This window comes from Pseudomonas reactans, from assembly GCF_013387025.1.
GTDB classification, from domain to species: Bacteria; Pseudomonadota; Gammaproteobacteria; order Pseudomonadales; family Pseudomonadaceae; genus Aquipseudomonas; species Aquipseudomonas reactans.
Window position 1 is genome coordinate 80,525 of the sequence record NZ_JACAQP010000021.1, and the last position, 16,637, is coordinate 97,161.

16 protein-coding genes are annotated in these 16,637 nt (G+C 61.8%); 11 read left to right on the forward strand and 5 right to left on the reverse strand.

The window, feature by feature from the left end:
- Positions 1 to 188 precede the first annotated feature (188 nt).
- From HX793_RS21005 to HX793_RS21025, 5 genes are all read left to right on the forward strand, one after another.
- On the forward strand, positions 189 to 1,208 hold the full coding sequence (locus tag HX793_RS21005) for an alpha/beta fold hydrolase (RefSeq protein WP_177094845.1): 1,020 nt from the start codon (positions 189 to 191) through the stop codon (positions 1,206 to 1,208).
- Between the two features lie 55 nt (positions 1,209 to 1,263).
- Entirely contained in the window at positions 1,264 to 1,917 is a 654-nt protein-coding gene (locus tag HX793_RS21010) for a DsbA family oxidoreductase (protein ID WP_033896392.1), read from the forward strand.
- Positions 1,918 to 1,998: 81 nt separating this feature from the next.
- A complete protein-coding gene (locus tag HX793_RS21015) occupies positions 1,999 to 2,919 on the forward strand; it encodes an arginase family protein (protein ID WP_033896393.1) in 921 nt (306 codons plus the stop codon).
- Positions 2,916 to 3,296, forward strand: coding sequence for a DMT family transporter (locus HX793_RS21020; protein ID WP_016977488.1), 381 nt, complete (start codon positions 2,916 to 2,918; stop codon positions 3,294 to 3,296). Before HX793_RS21015 ends, HX793_RS21020 begins: the two co-directional genes overlap by 4 nt.
- Positions 3,293 to 3,697 carry a DMT family transporter gene (locus HX793_RS21025; RefSeq protein ID WP_033896394.1) on the forward strand — a complete coding sequence of 135 codons (405 nt, stop codon included), beginning with the start codon at positions 3,293 to 3,295 and terminating at the stop codon, positions 3,695 to 3,697. Before HX793_RS21020 ends, HX793_RS21025 begins: the two co-directional genes overlap by 4 nt.
- A gap of 4 nt (positions 3,698 to 3,701) precedes the next feature.
- Here the strand turns inward: HX793_RS21025 and HX793_RS21030 are convergent, their stop codons facing one another.
- Together HX793_RS21030 and HX793_RS21035 are read right to left on the reverse strand one after the other, a co-directional pair.
- Positions 3,702 to 4,568, reverse strand: coding sequence for a fatty acid desaturase family protein (locus HX793_RS21030; RefSeq protein WP_177053267.1), 867 nt, complete (start codon positions 4,566 to 4,568; stop codon positions 3,702 to 3,704).
- Between the two features lie 55 nt (positions 4,569 to 4,623).
- A complete protein-coding gene (locus HX793_RS21035; protein WP_177053268.1) occupies positions 4,624 to 5,394 on the reverse strand; it encodes a MipA/OmpV family protein in 771 nt (256 codons plus the stop codon).
- Between the two features lie 228 nt (positions 5,395 to 5,622).
- On the opposite strand from HX793_RS21035, the gene HX793_RS21040 reads away from it, so the two are divergent.
- From HX793_RS21040 to HX793_RS21065, 6 genes are read left to right on the forward strand one after another with little or no spacing between them, the layout of a single operon-like run.
- Positions 5,623 to 6,324 carry an MtnX-like HAD-IB family phosphatase gene (locus tag HX793_RS21040; RefSeq protein ID WP_177053269.1) on the forward strand — a complete coding sequence of 234 codons (702 nt, stop codon included), beginning with the start codon at positions 5,623 to 5,625 and terminating at the stop codon, positions 6,322 to 6,324.
- Positions 6,317 to 7,711 carry an aspartate aminotransferase family protein gene (locus HX793_RS21045; protein WP_016977483.1) on the forward strand — a complete coding sequence of 465 codons (1,395 nt, stop codon included), beginning with the start codon at positions 6,317 to 6,319 and terminating at the stop codon, positions 7,709 to 7,711. Before HX793_RS21040 ends, HX793_RS21045 begins: the two co-directional genes overlap by 8 nt.
- The gene (locus HX793_RS21050; RefSeq protein ID WP_016977482.1) at positions 7,708 to 8,574 is read left to right on the forward strand and encodes an alpha/beta hydrolase; all 867 of its coding nucleotides are present in this window, start codon (positions 7,708 to 7,710) and stop codon (positions 8,572 to 8,574) included. Before HX793_RS21045 ends, HX793_RS21050 begins: the two co-directional genes overlap by 4 nt.
- 16 nt (positions 8,575 to 8,590) lie before the next feature.
- A complete protein-coding gene (locus HX793_RS21055; protein ID WP_016977481.1) occupies positions 8,591 to 9,715 on the forward strand; it encodes a GNAT family N-acetyltransferase in 1,125 nt (374 codons plus the stop codon).
- Positions 9,715 to 11,484, forward strand: coding sequence for a sensor histidine kinase (locus HX793_RS21060; protein ID WP_095014892.1), 1,770 nt, complete (start codon positions 9,715 to 9,717; stop codon positions 11,482 to 11,484). Before HX793_RS21055 ends, HX793_RS21060 begins: the two co-directional genes overlap by 1 nt.
- Positions 11,474 to 12,871 carry a sigma-54-dependent transcriptional regulator gene (locus HX793_RS21065; protein WP_177053271.1) on the forward strand — a complete coding sequence of 466 codons (1,398 nt, stop codon included), beginning with the start codon at positions 11,474 to 11,476 and terminating at the stop codon, positions 12,869 to 12,871. The genes HX793_RS21060 and HX793_RS21065 overlap by 11 nt, the downstream gene beginning before the upstream one ends.
- Before the next feature lie 132 nt (positions 12,872 to 13,003).
- On the opposite strand, the gene HX793_RS21070 is transcribed toward HX793_RS21065, so the two are convergent.
- The 3 genes from HX793_RS21070 to aauS are packed head-to-tail and all read right to left on the reverse strand — an operon-like array spanning position 13,004 to position 16,589.
- Positions 13,004 to 13,342 carry a GlpM family protein gene (locus tag HX793_RS21070; protein WP_016977478.1) on the reverse strand — a complete coding sequence of 113 codons (339 nt, stop codon included), beginning with the start codon at positions 13,340 to 13,342 and terminating at the stop codon, positions 13,004 to 13,006.
- Positions 13,342 to 14,691, reverse strand: coding sequence for a two-component response regulator AauR (gene aauR / locus HX793_RS21075; protein WP_016977477.1), 1,350 nt, complete (start codon positions 14,689 to 14,691; stop codon positions 13,342 to 13,344). The genes HX793_RS21070 and aauR overlap by 1 nt, the downstream gene beginning before the upstream one ends.
- The gene (gene aauS / locus HX793_RS21080) at positions 14,688 to 16,589 is read right to left on the reverse strand and encodes a two-component sensor histidine kinase AauS (RefSeq protein WP_016977476.1); all 1,902 of its coding nucleotides are present in this window, start codon (positions 16,587 to 16,589) and stop codon (positions 14,688 to 14,690) included. Before aauS ends, aauR begins: the two co-directional genes overlap by 4 nt.
- Positions 16,590 to 16,637: the final 48 nt, after the last annotated feature.

Here is a 16,637-nt window from a genome sequence, read left to right on the forward strand (position 1 = left end):
AAGGGCAGAGCGGTGCTCTGCCGGTCAGTGCCTCATTTAAAAATGCCGAGCACGACGGCGAGGGATAGATAGTTAGATAGCCGACCGTTGAGCGGCATTCATGAAACTGTCACGCAACTGTGGCAGCGCGCTTGTACAAACTTCATCAGACTCGCGCTCTACTGGGGTTCTGCGTTTCGGTGTTTTTCATGCGCGTGTTGTTTTTACTGGCCGCCTTCTTGTTCGGCCTGCCGTCTTTTGCGGCTTCTCGATGTGACGTCAATGTCCCGACCCAAACGGTCGACCTGGCTCAGGTAAGCATCGCCTACCAGAGCATCGGCCGTGCGTCTGATCCTGCGTTGCTGCTGGTGATGGGCCTGGGCGGGCAGTTGATCCACTGGCCGGATGAAGTGGTGGTCGCCCTGTGCCAACAGGGTTTCCGGGTGATCCGTTACGACAACCGTGACGTTGGCCTGTCCACCTGGCGCCAGGCGCCTGCCAACGCCAACCTGACCTTTGAAGTGCTGCGCTACAAGCTTGGGCTGCCGGTGGCGGCGCCCTACACGCTGACCGACATGGCCGACGACGCAATCGGCTTGATGGACGCCCTGCAGATCCAGCAGTTCCACGTGCTGGGCGCGAGCATGGGCGGCATGATCGCCCAGCACCTGGCGGCCATGGCGCCGCAGCGGGTCGAGAGCCTTACGCTGATCATGACCAGCTCCGGCGCCGAAGGCTTGCCGGCGCCGAATGCGGCGTTGGTGCAACTGCTGTCGCGGCGCAGCGCTCCAAACCGTGAAGTGGCCCTGGAACAGCAGGCCGATCTGCTGGCGGCCCTAGGCAGCCCGAACGTGACGGATGATCGCCAGACGCTGTTGCACCAGGCGGCGCTGTCCTACGACCGCGCCTTCAACCCGGACGGCGTGAAGCGCCAGATCATGGCGATCCTCGCCGAGCCGAGCCGCGTACCGTTGCTCAACCAACTGCGCGTACCGACCCTGGTGGTGCACGGCACCGCCGACCCGCTGTTGCCGGTGATGCATGGCGTGCACCTCGCGGCGCATATCCAGGGCAGCCAGTTGAAGCTGATTCCCGGCATGGCCCATCGTTTCCAGGAAGCGTTCAAGGCGCCGCTGCTGACGGCGGTGTTGCCGTACCTGCAAGCCCATCGCGAAGACGCGGCGCATTGGGCGCAGATTGACCTGGGCGAGCCTTCGAAGGTGTTGTGACATTGGTGTATCGTGCAACCTTTGTGGCCCATTTGCGCCTGCGAGGTTGCCTGTCATGAGTACTCCCCTGAAAATCGATTTCGTCAGCGACGTGTCCTGCCCCTGGTGCATCATCGGCCTGCGTGGCCTGACTGAGGCCCTCGACCAACTGGGCGCCGAGGTGCAGGCCGAGATCCATTTCCAGCCGTTCGAGTTGAACCCGAACATGCCTGCCATCGGTCAGAACATCGTCGAGCACATCACCGAAAAGTACGGTTCCACCGCCGAGCAATCCCAGGCCAACCGCGAGCGTATCCGCGACCTGGGCGCCGGGTTGGGCTTCTCGTTCCGCACCGACGGCCAAAGCCGCATCTACAACACCTTCGACGCGCATCGCCTGCTGCATTGGGCCGGGCTGGAAGGCTTGCAGTACAACCTCAAGGAAGCGCTGTTCAAGGCGTATTTCACTGATGGCCAGGACCCGTCCGATCACGCCACCCTGGCGATGATCGCCGAAAGCGTCGGCCTGGATATCCAGCGTGCGGCCGAGATTCTCGCCTCCGATGAATACGCCGCTGAAGTGCGCGAGCAAGAGCAACTGTGGATCTCCCGTGGCGTGACCTCGGTGCCGACCATCGTGTTCAACGACCAGTACGCCGTCAGCGGCGGCCAGCCGGCGGAAGCCTTTGTGGGGGCGATCCGCCAGATCATCCAAGAGGCCAAAGGCTAAGCGCTGGCCCGTCCCTTGCATTGACCCCCTAAAGCCCATCCGGTACCGGATGGGCGCTGCCATTAGGGGTGAAACATTACCTTGAACATTCTTGACCTCGACCACAGCCTCACCGGCCAGGCACCGATTGCCCGGCGTCTGGCCAGCGGCCGTGCCACGCGTATCGACCTGCTGGACCTGGGCCCCAAGCTGCGCCTGTGGTCCACCGAAAAAACCTGGAAGCGCTTCGCCGAACGCCTGGCCCAACGGCCCCGGCCCACCGATGCGCGGCCGGAAATCCTGTTTGTCGGCTCCGGCGACTATCATCACCTCACGCCGGCCTTTCTCGCCGACCTGAAAGAACCCATCAGCCTGATCCACTTCGACAATCACCCCGACTGGGTACGCTTTGCGCCCAAGCGCCACTGTGGTTCGTGGGTCAACCGCGCGCTGAAGATGCCGGCGATCAAGCGCATCGTCACCCTCGGCCCGTGCAGCGATGACCTGCACAACCCGCAACTGCGCGGGGGTAACCTCGGTGCCCTCAAGCGCGGGCACTTGCAGTTGTTTCCTTGGCAGCATCCGCCGTCGAAAGTCTGGGGCCGGGTAGGGGATGGCGCCGGTCACCAGCAGCAGGAAAACCACCTGTACTGGCGCAACCTGGCCGAGCTGGATTGGGCTCAATTCCTCGATCAGATGATCACCAGCCTGCCCACCGAAGCGATCTGGATCACCATCGACAAAGACGTACTCGCCAGCGAAGACGCGGCCACCAACTGGGACCAGGGCGGCATGCGCCTGACCCATCTGCTGCAAGCCTTGCGGGCCTTGGCAGCGCGTAAACGCATCATCGGCATCGACGTGTGCGGCGAGTTCGCCACCCCCGCCTTCAGCAATGCGTTCAAGCGTTGGGAAGCCAAGTCCGACCAGCCACCGCCCGAGCGCTGGAGCGCGGAAGATCTGCAGCGTAATGCGGCCACCAATGAAGCCCTGATCGACCTGTTTGAGGAGCTGTTCCCGTGACGTTGACCGTGGTGTTGCTGGTGGCGTTTTCCATCGTGCTCGATGTGATCGGCCAGTTGTGTTTCAAGATCGGCCTCGACCGTTTGCCTGAACTGGACGGCGGTTTTCGCCTGAATGCGTTCTGGGGCCAGGTGTTCAATGCGCCGTTGTTGTGGGCCGGGATCGGCGCCTATGCCGTCGAGTTCTTCGTGTGGCTCGAAGCCTTGTCCCGTGCGCCGTTGAGCCTGCTGTTTCCGGCCGCTGCGCTGGCTTATTGCGGCGTGGTGCTGGCGGGCAAGGTGGTGCTGGGCGAAACCGTCAGCCGCCGCCGCTGGCTGGGCACGCTGGTGATTACCTTAGGCGTGATGTTGGTAGCCATTGCAGGGAGTCAGGCATGAGTACGCAAACGATGAATAATGGATGGCTGCACGGGCGCCTCGGCACGGTGGTGCTGTGGGCCTTGTTGATCTGTACCGAAAGCGCCGGCCAGTTGTTTACCAAAGTGGCCGGGGATCAGTTGGGGCAGATGGATTTGAGCTGGCAGTGGCTGGCGGACGTAGCGCGTAACCCCGGGATTCTGGCAGCGATCGCCAGTTACATCGGCGCGTTTTTCGTGTGGATGCTGATCCTGCGGCGCAGTAGCCTGTCCCTGGCGTTTCCGCTGAGTTCACTGGTGTTTGTGGTGGTGCTGCTCGGTTCGTGGCTGGGGCTGGGGGAACATATCAGCCCGCTGCACTGGGTGGGGGTGGCGGTGATCATTGGCGGTATCGCCCTCCTGGCAGAGGGCGAAGAAAACTGAGTGCCTAGGGTTTGCGGTGTGCCACCAAGAACCCTAAACCATGGGACACCGCAAGCGCCTTGACCCCTGCCGCACGCTGCTGCTCGGCAATCTCGCGATGAAACGCCTTTACCTGGGTCCAGTGCATCTTCGGCCGGTAGTGGTGCTCGGCGTGATAGCCGTTGTTCATCCAGATCAGGTTGTATAGCACGCTGTAGGAACTCACGCCCCAGGCGATCGGCAGGTCCGGGTTGCCGCCGAAGTGTTCGTAGTAGCCATTGAGCGATGACAGGCACTGGCCCAGGTACCAGAACGGCAACAGCCACAGCACCGCCTGCCAGTTGTAGAAGGCCAGGGCGATATAAAACGCCACCGTCACGCCGATCTCAACCTTGACCCAGCGTGCATCCGCCGGGCGCTTGCGCTTCATTTCGTCGTAGAACGGCTTGGGATCGTCGCGGAAAAAACTCAGGAAGGTGTAGGCCCACGGGTTTTCCGGCTGGCCATTGTGGCCGCGCTGGTAGATCGACAGCGGGTCGATGGTTTTACCGTCCGGCCCAGGCAGGTCGGCGTTGCCACGGTGATGGCGGTTGTGGATATCGCGATAGAGCGTCTGGGAAAAGCCGATGGTCACCGACAGCAGCAGATCGAACGCCCGGTTCATCGCACGATGGGTGAAGTAGGCGTTGTGGATCTGGTTGTGGGAGATGCTGTTGATGCTCCACGACAGGCTGATCGCGTAGACCAGCGCCAGGGGCACGAGCGCCCACCAGCTCAGACTATGGAAGGCGGTGACCAGCCAAATGACAAAGGCGAAATGTGCCAGGCCCAGGGCAATGGGGATCAGATCCCACAGCGAATGATGCAACAGGCGGTAAGCGGGGCGAGCCATGAAGAGTGTCCTGGAAAAATGGATTCCAGGACCTCACTGCAAACCCCAGACCAACCTAATCGAACTTGTAGCTGATAGCCGTCTGCACCTGGCCTTGGTTCACGTCGCCGGTCTGCCGCACGATGCTGCTGTCGGCCGCCGAGCCGACGAGGTGAACCCAACTGGCGCTGGTCAGCAATGACCATTTAGCCGCCAGGGGAAACTCGAAACTCTGGGTCAGCGTCAGGTTCTGGAAGCCGCCACTGGCGTTATAGGGGCGAAAGCCCGTGGCCGCGGCCTCGTTGTCATCCACGCCGAAAAACGTGTTGGTCTGGCGCGCATCGGCAAAATGTGCGACCAGGCCGCTGCTGCCGATAATCCCGCCACCCAGGGGATAGCCCAGTTCGCCGCCGACTTTGCCCAGGGCACCGCTCTGCGAATGCCCCCCGCCCACGGCTTGCCCCAGTTGCGCGTAGACCCGCCAGAAATCAGCCGGGGCGTATTGGATGAAACCACCGACTTCCGCCATGTCCGACACATTGCGCAGGCCCTGCAGATCGCCATTGGACGTGCGCCCCGACAGGTAGTTGATATAGGGGCCGGCGGTCAGCCCCTGGGTGTTGAGCGCGCTCCAGGTCAAGCCGTCATCGGTGCTTAGGCTGACGCTGCCCCAATCCAGGTCCAGGTAGGGCACGGGTCGAGTTTCATAGCGGCTGCCGGAGGGGTCATGGGGCTGATAACTGACGCCCGCGCCCACTTCACCGGTGATGCCCTCGGCCACGGCTGCGTTTGAAAAGCCCCACAGGCCAAGCAAACCAGCGAGTGCAGCGCATGTGATCCTCAACATGGTCACAGTTCCTTGATTGAATAGGCGCGCATGAACGCGCAAAGCATCCTTTCCACGCAAGCACTCATCTTGTTTGTAGCAAGCTACAAAAATTGTAGCTCTTGCGACACAAATTGCCCGCCATGCCAGGCAAAGCCCCAGCCCCGCTGGGCGGTGGCCAGTTGGCACACTCCCTGCTCTACCCCTTGTTGCAAGCGCACACAGCGCGCTCCTCCAAGGTAAACAACGATGATCCAGTGGCATATCGTGTGTGACTTCGACGGGACCATTACCCCCACCGATGTCATCGACAACGTCCTCCAACGCTTCGCCGGCCCCGAGTGGGAAACCATCGAACAGGAATGGCTGGATGGGCATATCGGTTCACGCGAATGCCTGAGCCGCCAACTGGCGCTGATCAAGGCGACGCCTTCCGAATTGCTGGCGTATTTCGACAGCGTCGAGATTGACCCGGACTTCCCGGACTTCGTCGATCACGTCATGGGCTTGGGCGCAACCATCGAAGTGGTCAGTGACGGCATCGAGCAAGGCATCGCGCGGATCCTGTCGCGCAACTACGTGACCTTGCTGCCGATCCTCGCCAACCGCCTGCGCCAGGTCGACCAGAACAGCTGGCGCATCGACTTCCCGTATTCCAGCGATGCCTGCCGCGCCGCCTCCGGCAACTGCAAGTGCAAGTCCACGCCGCGCAACAAGCGCGTGCTGGTGATCGGCGACGGCAAGTCCGACATGTGCGTGGCGTCCACCGCCGACTTCGTGTTCGCCAAGGGCAGCCTCGCCAAGTACTGCGAAGCCAACAACATTCCTCACGCACGCTTCGACACCTTTGCCGAACTGCCTGCGCTGCTGGCCCAACTGCCACAAGGCATTGCTGCCAACGCCACCTCCTTTACTGCTGCTGACAACCAGGAACTCTTCCACCATGTCTGATATCCGTATCGCTACTGCCGAAGACCAGATCCTTCTGGATAAAGAAGCCAAATACTGCTCCTACGGCGACACCGTCCACTACATCGAGCCGCCGCGCATTTTCAGCCGTTGTGAAGGCTCCTACGTGTGGGACACCGAAGACCAGGCCTACCTCGACCTGCAAATGTGGTACTCGGCGGTCAACTTCGGCTACGCCAACCCACGCCTGAACAATGCACTGAAACAACAGATCGACACCCTGCCGCAAATCGCCAGCCAGTACCTGCACAAGGGCAAGATCGAGCTGTCGGAAATGATCGCGGTCGACGCCAAGAAGAAATTCGGCCTCGACGGTCGCGTGCACTTCAACGTCGGCGGTTCGCAGTCCATCGAAGACTCCCTGAAGGTCGTGCGTAACGCCACCAACGGCAAGAGCCTGATGTTCGCCTTCGAAGGCGGCTACCACGGGCGTACCCTCGGCGCGTCGTCGATCACTTCCAGCTACCGCTACCGTCGTCGTTATGGCCACTTCGGCGAGCGCGCGCAGTTCATCCCGTTCCCGTACCACTTCCGTGGCCCTAAAGGCATGACCAAGGAAGAGTACGGCAGCCACTGCGTGCAGCAATTCGCCCGCCTGTTCGAAACCGAATACAACGGTGTGTGGGACCCGAAAGTCGGTTCCAGCGAATACGCCGCGTTCTACGTCGAGCCGATCCAGGGCACAGGCGGCTACGTGATCCCGCCGATGAACTTCTACCGTGAGTTGAAGCACGTGCTGGATCAGCACGGCATCCTGATGGTCTCCGACGAGATCCAGATGGGCTTCTACCGCACCGGCAAACTGTGGTCGATCGAACACTTCGACGTGCAACCGGACGTGATCGTGTTCGGCAAGGCGCTGACCAACGGCCTCAACCCACTGGGCGGCATCTGGGCCCGTGAAGAGTTGATCAACCCGAAGATCTTCCCACCTGGTTCGACTCACTCCACCTTCGCCTCCAACCCATTGGGCACGGCGGTAGGCCTGGAAATGTTCAAGATGACCAACGAAGTCGACTACGGCGCGATGGTCATGGCCAAGGGCAAGTTCTTCCTAGAAGGCCTGCAAGATCTGCAGAAGCGTTTCCCGATCATCGGCGACGTCGACGGCCTGGGCCTGGCCCTGCGCTGCGAAATCTGCGGCCCGGATGGTTTCACGCCGGACAAGGCGACCCTGGACTACATGGTCGAAGAAGGCATGAAGGGTGACATGGTGGTGGACGGCCAGAAACTCGGCCTGATCCTCGACGTGGGCGGTTACTACAAAAACGTGATCACCCTGGCACCGTCGCTGGAAATCAGCTACCCGGAAATCGAACTGGGCCTGAAGCTGCTTGAGCAACTGCTGGTGCGGGCGACCAACCGGTGAACACAGCAGAGATCGACCTCGGTGAAGGTGATGCCGGTTTCGTTCTCGGTGATGGTCCGGTCGGGATCCTGTTGATCCACGGCCTGACCGGCACCCCGACGGAATTGCGCCAGGTCGCCAAGGGCCTGGCCAAGGTGGGCAATTGCACGGTGTACGTGCCCACCCTGGCCGGACACTGCGGTGATAACAGCGACCTTCAAGCCACCGGCTGGCGCGACTGGTACGAAGGCGTGCGCAAAACCTTCGTGGCTGTGAAACAGCGCCATGAACAGGTGTTCGTCGGTGGCTTGTCCATGGGCGCGGTGATGTCGATGTACGTGGCCGCCGAGCACCCTGGGCAAGTCGCCGGGCTGTTGATGTATTCCACCACCCTGAAGTACGACGGCTGGAGCATCAACAAGCTGGCGTTTCTCACGCCGTTGCTGATGAAAATCCCCTTCGGCGTGCATATCTGCCGCTTCGAAGAGAAGCCGCCGTATGGCATCAAGAACGAGCGCCTGCGTGGCATCGTCGAGCGGCAAATGAAGGAGGGCGAGAGCAGCGAGGCGGGCTTGCTTACCATGGAGGGCATCACCGTGCGCGAGTTGCACCGGATGAACGCCGTGGTCAAGAAGCGCATGCCGCAGGTCAAGGTGCCGGCGTTGGTGTTGCACTCCATCGAGGACGATATCACCAGCCGTTGGAACGCGGACTATGTGGAACGCCACCTCGGTGGGCCGGTGACCAAGATCCTGCTGGACAACTGCTACCACATGATCACCGTCGATTTGCAATACCGCCGTGTGATCGAGTTGAGCGCGGAGTTTGTCGGGCAGCATGCCGAGTCCATTCCGGCCCCTCAAGATTATCGACAGCGGGCTTGAGCCTTAAGGAAACCCTGTGATTACCGCCCAAGCCTTCCCGACCATCCGGGCCCTCCAGCGCAGTGCCTGGAACGACTGTTTCCCGGGTGCCCTGGAGGACTGGGACTATTACGTCGCCGTGGAAAACGCCGCCATCGATGATTTTCAGTGGCGTTACCTGGCGGTTTACGACGATGGAGCGCTGGTGGCTGTGGCCGCGGCGTTCATCACCCATTATCGTCTCGACACCACGGTGTCGGGCGCCGGCAAACGCTTGACCGAGCGTGTAGAGCGGCTGTGGCCGGGGCTTTTGCAACTGGGGCTGTATGCCCTCGGTTCCCCCGTGGCGGAGCGCTGCGACGTTGGCTTTGCCAGCAATGTAGCGGATGCACGCCGCCCGCTGCTGCTCAAGCACCTGCTGGAAGCCGCGCGCCAGGATGCCGATGACTTCGGTATCGGCCTGGTGGCGGTCAAGGATGCGCCGAGCAAAGACCCGCACTGGGTCGAAAGTTGTCGCGCGGCAGGCTTCCAGAGCATGCCGAGCTTGCCCACGGGGGTGTTGCCGCTGCCCTATGGCTCGGTGGACGCCTACCTGGGTTCCCTGGGTAAATCCACACGCAAGGACCTGCGCCGCAAACTGCGCGCGCCGGGGCCTAGGGTGGAGTGGCGGCGCAATATCGACGACGTGCTGCCCGAGGTCATGCGCTTGTACGAGGCCACGCTGACGCGTGCCGAGTTGCAGTTCGAGCGGCTGCCCGCCGGCTACTTCACCGGTGTGCTCGAACGCCTTGATGAGCGGGCGGTCTGTGTTCTTTACTGGGTGGATGAGCAACTGGTGGCGTTCAACCTGATCCTGGTGGACGAACACCGGCTGGTGGACAAGTTTTTCGGGCATGACGTCGCGTTCACCCGTGACTACAACCTGTACTTCCGTAGCTGGTTGACCAATGTCGACTACTGTATTCAACACAATATTGCCGTGTATGAGTGCGGCCAGGCCGGGTATGCGAGTAAGCTGCGCCTGGGTTGTGAGTTCCAGGGCAACAGTGTGTTTTTCCGCCACCGCAACCGGCTGGTCAACGGCCTGCTCAAGCTTGTAAAACTGTTTATTCGACCGGATCGTTCCGACCCTGCCATGGCTGCTGCGATAAGCGAAACCTGATGATCACCAAGACCCGCCAGAAAGCCCGCCCCTTTGCCATTTCGCGCTGGAGCGTCCAGCGCAAGCTGGTGCTGGCGTTCTGGTTGGTCAGCGTGATTCCCACCATGATCGCCGCCGAACTGGCGGCCACCACGCTTTCGCAGATCTTCGACAGCAACGTGCGCATCTGGCTGCAGGAGTCGACCAAGATCGTCAAGGACGAGATCGGCGACATCCTTCACGACAACGCGCGCATGGCCAAGTTGTTCCTGCGCTACACCAGCCCGCCCTCGAGCCGGCAAGCCGCCAAGCATGACCGCCTGACCGCCGATATTGCCGACGCCACCGATATCGACGTGGTGGCACTGATTCGCGTGAGCGACCACAAGCTGGTGTTCAGCACTGCCTCCGACGACATCATCAAGCAGATCAGCCTCACCAGTAACGCCGTATTACAGACCGTTCAGGTGGCTGGGGTGAGCACAGGTGTGGTGGTGTCCACCTTCGAGACCACCCAGGACGGCGTCGATTATGTGCTGCTGGTAGCCACTTACCTGGACAGCAGTTTCCTCACCAGCGTCGCCGACGTGCACTCCCTCGACCTGCGCCTGTACCTGGCCAACCCCAATGGCTTCTCAGAGATTTTCTCGACCCAGCGCTTTGAAGATCACCCGTCGCGCATCCCCAAGAACGTCGAAATCGCCATGCGCAGCACCAAGCAGCCGAGCGAGCAGTTCACCAACAACTACAGCGGGTTGTACTGGCCGATCTTCAACGACGCCGGTGAGCTGCAAGGTGTGATCTTCAGCGGCTTGCTGCGCCACACCAGCCTGGTGGGGCTGGTGAATCAGAGCAATCTGTTCGTGCTGATCTTCCTGCTCAGTTCGGCGCTGTCGCTGGCCGCCGGGGTGTTGGTGTCGCGGCGCCTGACCAAGCCGCTGCGGGACCTGTCCCAGGGCGTAAGCGCAGTGATTTCCGGTGATTACGCGCACCGCGTGGTGGTTAGCGGTGGCGACGAGCTGGCGCAGTTGAGCAGTACCTTCAACCACATGACCGAACGCCTGGGCGAGTTGCATCACCTTGAAGCCCAGCTACGTCGACGTGATCGCCTGCACGCCCTGGGTGAAGTCGCCATGGGCCTGGCCCACGAAATCCGCAACCCGCTGGGCATCATCAAGACGGCGACACAGTTGCTGCACCGCCGCGCCGACCTGGCGGAAACCGACAAGCGCCATCTGGAATATGTGGTCAGCGAGGTCAGCCGCATCAACGACCTGATCACCGAATTCCTCGACTTTGCCAAGCCCAATCCGCCATTGCGCGTGTTGCTGCCGGCGCGCCCGTTGGTGGAGGAAATCCTCGGCTTCTGCGCGCCGGAACTGGCCACCCATAACATCGACGCGCACATCGACGACCAGGCACCCGGAGCGACGATCTACGCGGATGCCAAGCAGCTCAAGCAGGCGTGCCTCAACCTGATCCTCAACGCCATCGACGCGATGCCCGAAGGCGGGCGCCTGACCCTGGGCATTCGCACGGAAGGCGAGAACACGCTGATCAGCATCACCGACACCGGCCAAGGCATTCCGGCGGACATGATCGAGCGCATCTTCACGCCATTTGTCACCACCAAGGCGTCGGGCACGGGGTTGGGCCTGGCCAAAGTCTATTCGATCATGGAAAGTCACGACGGCAGCATCGAATGTGCCAGTGAGAAAGATGCCGGCGCCACCTTCAGCCTGTACATTCCGGCGAGTGGCGAAGACGACGAGGACAGTCATGACGCATAACATTCTGGTAGTCGACGACGAACCCAAGCTCTGCGACCTGTTGGCCTCGGCCCTGGGCCAGAACGACGTGCAGGTGTTTGTCGCCGGCAACGGCCTGCACGCGCTCAAGGTGCTGGAGCAGGAAGACATCGACCTGGTGATCAGCGACTGGCGCATGCCAGGCATGGACGGGCCGGCGTTGCTGGCCGAGATCAAGGTGCGCTACCCCCATGTGCCGGTGATCGTGATGACCGCCTACAGCACAGTGAAAAACGCCGTGCAGTCGATGCGCAACGGCGCTTACGACTACATCGCCAAGCCGTTCGATATCGACGAGCTGGACATCACCGTGGCCAAGGCCCTGCAATTTCGCGACATCATGCGCGACAACGCGCGCATGCGTGCCGAGCTGGACGAGCACGCGCAGTTCGACAGCCTGGTGGGTGACAGCCCGGCGTTTCGCAAGGTGCTGCAAGCCGTGGATTCTGTGCGCGACAGCAGCGCCACCATCTTGCTGACCGGCGAAAGCGGCACTGGCAAGGAAATGGTCGCCCGCGCTATTCACAAGCATGGCAGCCGCGCCGACAAGCCCTTCGTGGCGGTCAATTGCGCGGCCATCCCGGAAGGGCTGCTGGAAAGCGAAATGTTCGGCCATCGCAAAGGCGCGTTTACCGGCGCCGTGGCGGACCGGGTAGGGCGCTTCCAGCAGGCGGACAAGGGCACGCTGTTTCTCGATGAAGTGGGTGATATGCCCCTGGCGTTGCAGGCCAAGATCCTGCGGGCGTTGCAGGAGCGGGTGATTGAGCCTGTGGGCGATCCCCGCGAACGCAAGGTCGACGTGCGCGTAATCGCCGCGACCAACAAGAATCTGCTGGAAGCGGTGGCCAACAAGGAGTTTCGCGAAGACTTGTACTACCGCCTCAACGTGTTCCCGATTCCCCTGCCGTCCTTGCGTGAGCGGGGGGAAGACATCGCGCCCCTGGCCCGTCACTTCGCCCAGACCCTCAGCGCTACAGCGGGTAAACGCATCACCGGCTTCAGCCCTGAGGCGTTGCAGGCCATGGCGGCGTATCACTGGCCAGGCAATATCCGTGAACTGCAGAACTGCGTAGAGCGCGCGACCATCGTGGCGGCGTCGCCGGTGATCGAGGACATCGACTTGCCGGGTTACTTGTTTGCTTCGAAACCAAGCGAGGAGGGTGTGACGGCGATCCTCAGCGATGGGCCGGGCATTCCCCAGGACCTGGACGCGGCGCTGGCGGAGGTGGAGAAGGCCTACATACTCGCGGCGTTGCAGGAGAGCAACGGCGTGCAGGCTGCTGCGGCGGCGAAGATCGGGATTTCGGAGCGCAGCTTCTGGTATCGGCTGAAGAAGCTGGGCATCCAAGTCGACAAAATAGTCCGCTGACCTGTCTGATACACCTCAATCTAAATGTGGGAGCTGGCTTGCCTGCGATAGCGGTGTATCAGTCAGCTCATTTGGCACTGACATACCGCTATCGCAGGCAAGCCAGCTCCCACAGTTTTTGACCGAGTTGTGTCAGGCGTGTAGGCGGACCCAGACGCTCACCAACACCGTCGCGGCTATTAGCCATGCGACTGCGGCCACAGCTAACGAAGCTTCCAGCCGCATCCGATCGACCATCACATACAACGTCGCCAAATACACAAAGTACGGAATGATCGACCACATCCCGAACAGGATCGTGGTCTTCAAGTCGTCCACCGAACGGCCTTTGCCAACGATGTAGTGGGCGATCAAGGCAAAGGTCGGAAACAGCGGTACCAAACCTGCGATGTAATAGTTCTTGGTCTTGGCCAGCGCGGCCAGGATCAATACCACTGCCGCGCCCAGGGCGGCCTTCAAGAACAGATCCATCAGTGGCTCAATCCGTATTTTTTGACTTTGTCGAACAGCGTGGTCTTGGCCATCCCCAGTTCCTGGCTGGCCTGGGTCAGGTTGCCGCCGCTGCGTTGCAAGGCATCGTTGAGCAGGTTGCGCTCGAACGCTTCTACCGCTTCGGTGAAGGCCAGGCCCTGGCTGCCGCTGCTGGCGCCGCTTTTCTTGAAGGCTGGCAGGCCCAGGGCGAAGCGTTCGGCGACGTTGCGCAGCTCACGCACGTTGCCCGGCCAGTCGTGGCTCATCAGGCTCGACAGGGTCTGGTTGTCCAGCTCCGGCACGCTACGGTCAAAACGCAGCGACGACTGCTGCAGGAAGTGTTCGAACAGCTGCAGGATGTCTTCACGGCGCTCGCGCAATGGCGGCAGTTCCAGGGTCACTACGTTGAGGCGATAGTACAGGTCGCTGCGGAACTGGTTGGCACGGCTCAGTTCGTCGAGGTCGGACTTGGTGGCAGCGATCACCCGGCAATCCACCGCCACGCTCTGGTTCGAACCCAGGCGCTCCAGGGTGCGCTCCTGCAACACCCGCAGCAGTTTGATCTGCAGGTTGATCGGCATGCTTTCCACTTCATCGAGGAACAGCGTGCCTTCGTGAGCGTGTTCGATCTTGCCGATGCGACGTTTGCCTGCACCGGTGAAAGCGTTGGCTTCGTGGCCGAAAATCTCGCTTTCGAACAGGTTCTCCGGCAGGCCGCCGCAGTTCAGGGCGACGAACTGGTGGGCGTGACGCCGGCTGAAATCATGCAGGCAGCGCGCGACGAGTTCCTTGCCGGTGCCAGTCTCACCTTCGATCAGCACATTGGCCGAGGTGTCTGCGACGTTGGCGATCAGCTCGCGCAGGTTTTGCATGGCTGGCGAGCGGCCGATGATGCGGCCTTCCAGCGAATCGCGCTCGGCCAATTGGCGGCGCAACGACCAGACTTCCCGTGCCAACCCGCGCTGCTCCAGGGCGCGACGCGCCACGTCGACCAGGCGTTCGGGGGAGAAGGGTTTTTCCATGAAGTCATAAGCGCCATTGCGCATGGCGCCGACGGCCATGGAGATATCGCCATGCCCGGTGATCAGCACCACCGGCAGGCTTTTATCCAGGGCCTTGAGGCGGGTGAGCAGTTCCAGGCCGTCAATGCCTGGCAAGCGAATGTCGCTGATCACGATGCCCGCGAAGTTCTCGCCGATGCGCTTCAACGCTTCTTCAGCGCTGCCCACGCCGACACTGGGAATGTCTTCCAGGGCCAGGGCCTGCTGGCAGCCGAGCAGCACATGGGGATCGTCTTCGACGATCAGCACGGTGAGCTCGTCTTTAATGGCTTTAGCGTCTGTATTCATGTCGACTCAGCTTTTTGAGCGCCCGCCAACGGCAGGCACAAGACAAAGGCCGTTCCACCACTGGCCGGGTGTTCCACGGCGAGGTTGCCGCCGGTGGCCGCCGCGAGGCTGGCGGACAGCGTCAGGCCCAGGCCCAGGCCTTGCTCGCCGGGCTTGGTGGTGAAGAACGGTTCAAACAAATGCTTGCGCGCCTCGGCGTCGATACCGTGGCCATTATCGCGCACGTGCAGGCGATATTTGCCCTCGCTGCTGCTGCCCTCCAGCCACAGCTCGGGCGCGGGTTGGGCCTGCATGGCGTCCAGGGCATTGCCGATCAGGTTGACCAGGATCTGCTCCAGGCGCGTCTGGTCGATTTGCAATTGAGCGTGGGAAAAGTCGCGGTGTAGGGTCAGCGGCAGGCTGTCCAAGCGTGCGCCAAGTACCTGGAAGGCTGCGTCGACCGCTTTGGCCAGGCTGGCTTCACCCTGGTCATCGCCGCGCCGGGCGAAGGAGCGCAGGCTGGCGGTGATGCGGCCCATGCGGTCGATCAGTTCGTTGATGGTCTTGAGGTTGGCGCTGGCGGTGTCGAGGGCACCGCGCTCAAGGAAGCGCACGGTATTGCCGGACAAGGTGCGCAGCGCCGCCAGTGGCTGGTTCAATTCGTGGGCGATGCTGGTGGACATCTGGCCGATGGCCGCCAGTTTGCCGGCCTGCACCAGCTCATCCTGGGCGCGGCGCAGCGTCTCTTCGGCCTGGCGTCGTTCGCGGATCTGGCCCTTGAGCCGTTCGTTGCTGGCGCGCAGGTCGGCAGTGCGCTCGGCAATTCTCCGTTCCAACTGGCTGTTGGCTTCCTGAAGGGCTTCACGGGCGGCGAGGCGGGTGGCGATGACCTTGCGCCGCTCGTTCCAGGCGATCAGCAAAAACGCCACCAGGCCAAACGCGACAGCGACCAAAATGCCCTGGTTGATCGCGGCGCGGCGCAAGTCGTTGAGCGGCGTGAGCAAGGTGAAATTCCACGGCGTGTCATTCAGCGGGCGGGTTTGCGCCAGGTAGCTGACTTCGTGCTCGTCGTTGACCACTTCGCTGTTGGCCGGAAAGGTCAGTTTTTCGGTGCCTTCGTTGAGACGCTCGCGGGCCAGGGGCTCCAGTTCGTTCAGCGTTGCCCAGTAATATTGCAGGCTATGGGCCAGGCGGTCCTTGGTGTCATCGCTCAGCGGGCGCACGGCCTTGAGGCGGCGGGCCGGGTCGCTGGAAAGGATGATGATGCCGTTCTCGTCGCTCACAAAGGCTTCGAGGCGCGCGCGCTGCCAGCGCTCTTCGAGGGCTTCGAGGCGCACCTTGACCACCGCGACGCCGATGATCTTGCCGTGCTCTTCCAGGCCATGGGCCAGGTAGTAGCCGGGTTCGCCGTTGGTGCTGCCGATACCGTAGAAACGGCCCGGCTGGCCACGCACGGCATTCTGGAAATAGGCACGGAAGGACAGGTCTTCACCCTGGTAACTGTCGGCATCGCGCCAGTTACTGGTGGCCAGCACGCGGCCAGTGGTGTCCATCACGTAGATGGCCCGACTGCGACTGCGTCGGTTCAGGCCTTCGAGGTAATCGTTGACGGTCTTGCGGGTTTCCTGGTTCGGATCGGCCAGCAGCGTGGAGACGCTGGACTCCAGTTCGAGCAGGCTGGGCAGGTAGGTGTATTTGCTCAGTTCACTTTCGACGGTGCGGGCATGCAGCTCCAGCTGGCGTTCGCCGGTGTCGCTGAGGGTGCGGATGCCGTAGTACTCACTGACCCAGAAGCCGATGAAACCCAGGCCGATCATCAGGGCGATGATCAACGGCGGCAGGAACAGTTGGCGGATCAGGCGTGGTTTCACGGCAAGTGATGGCGGTGCGGCGCGAAATTGGTTGGGGTCGCATTTCATCACAGATGCCTTGGGTCAGCTACCGCGGCTGCCTACTGTAGGAGCGAG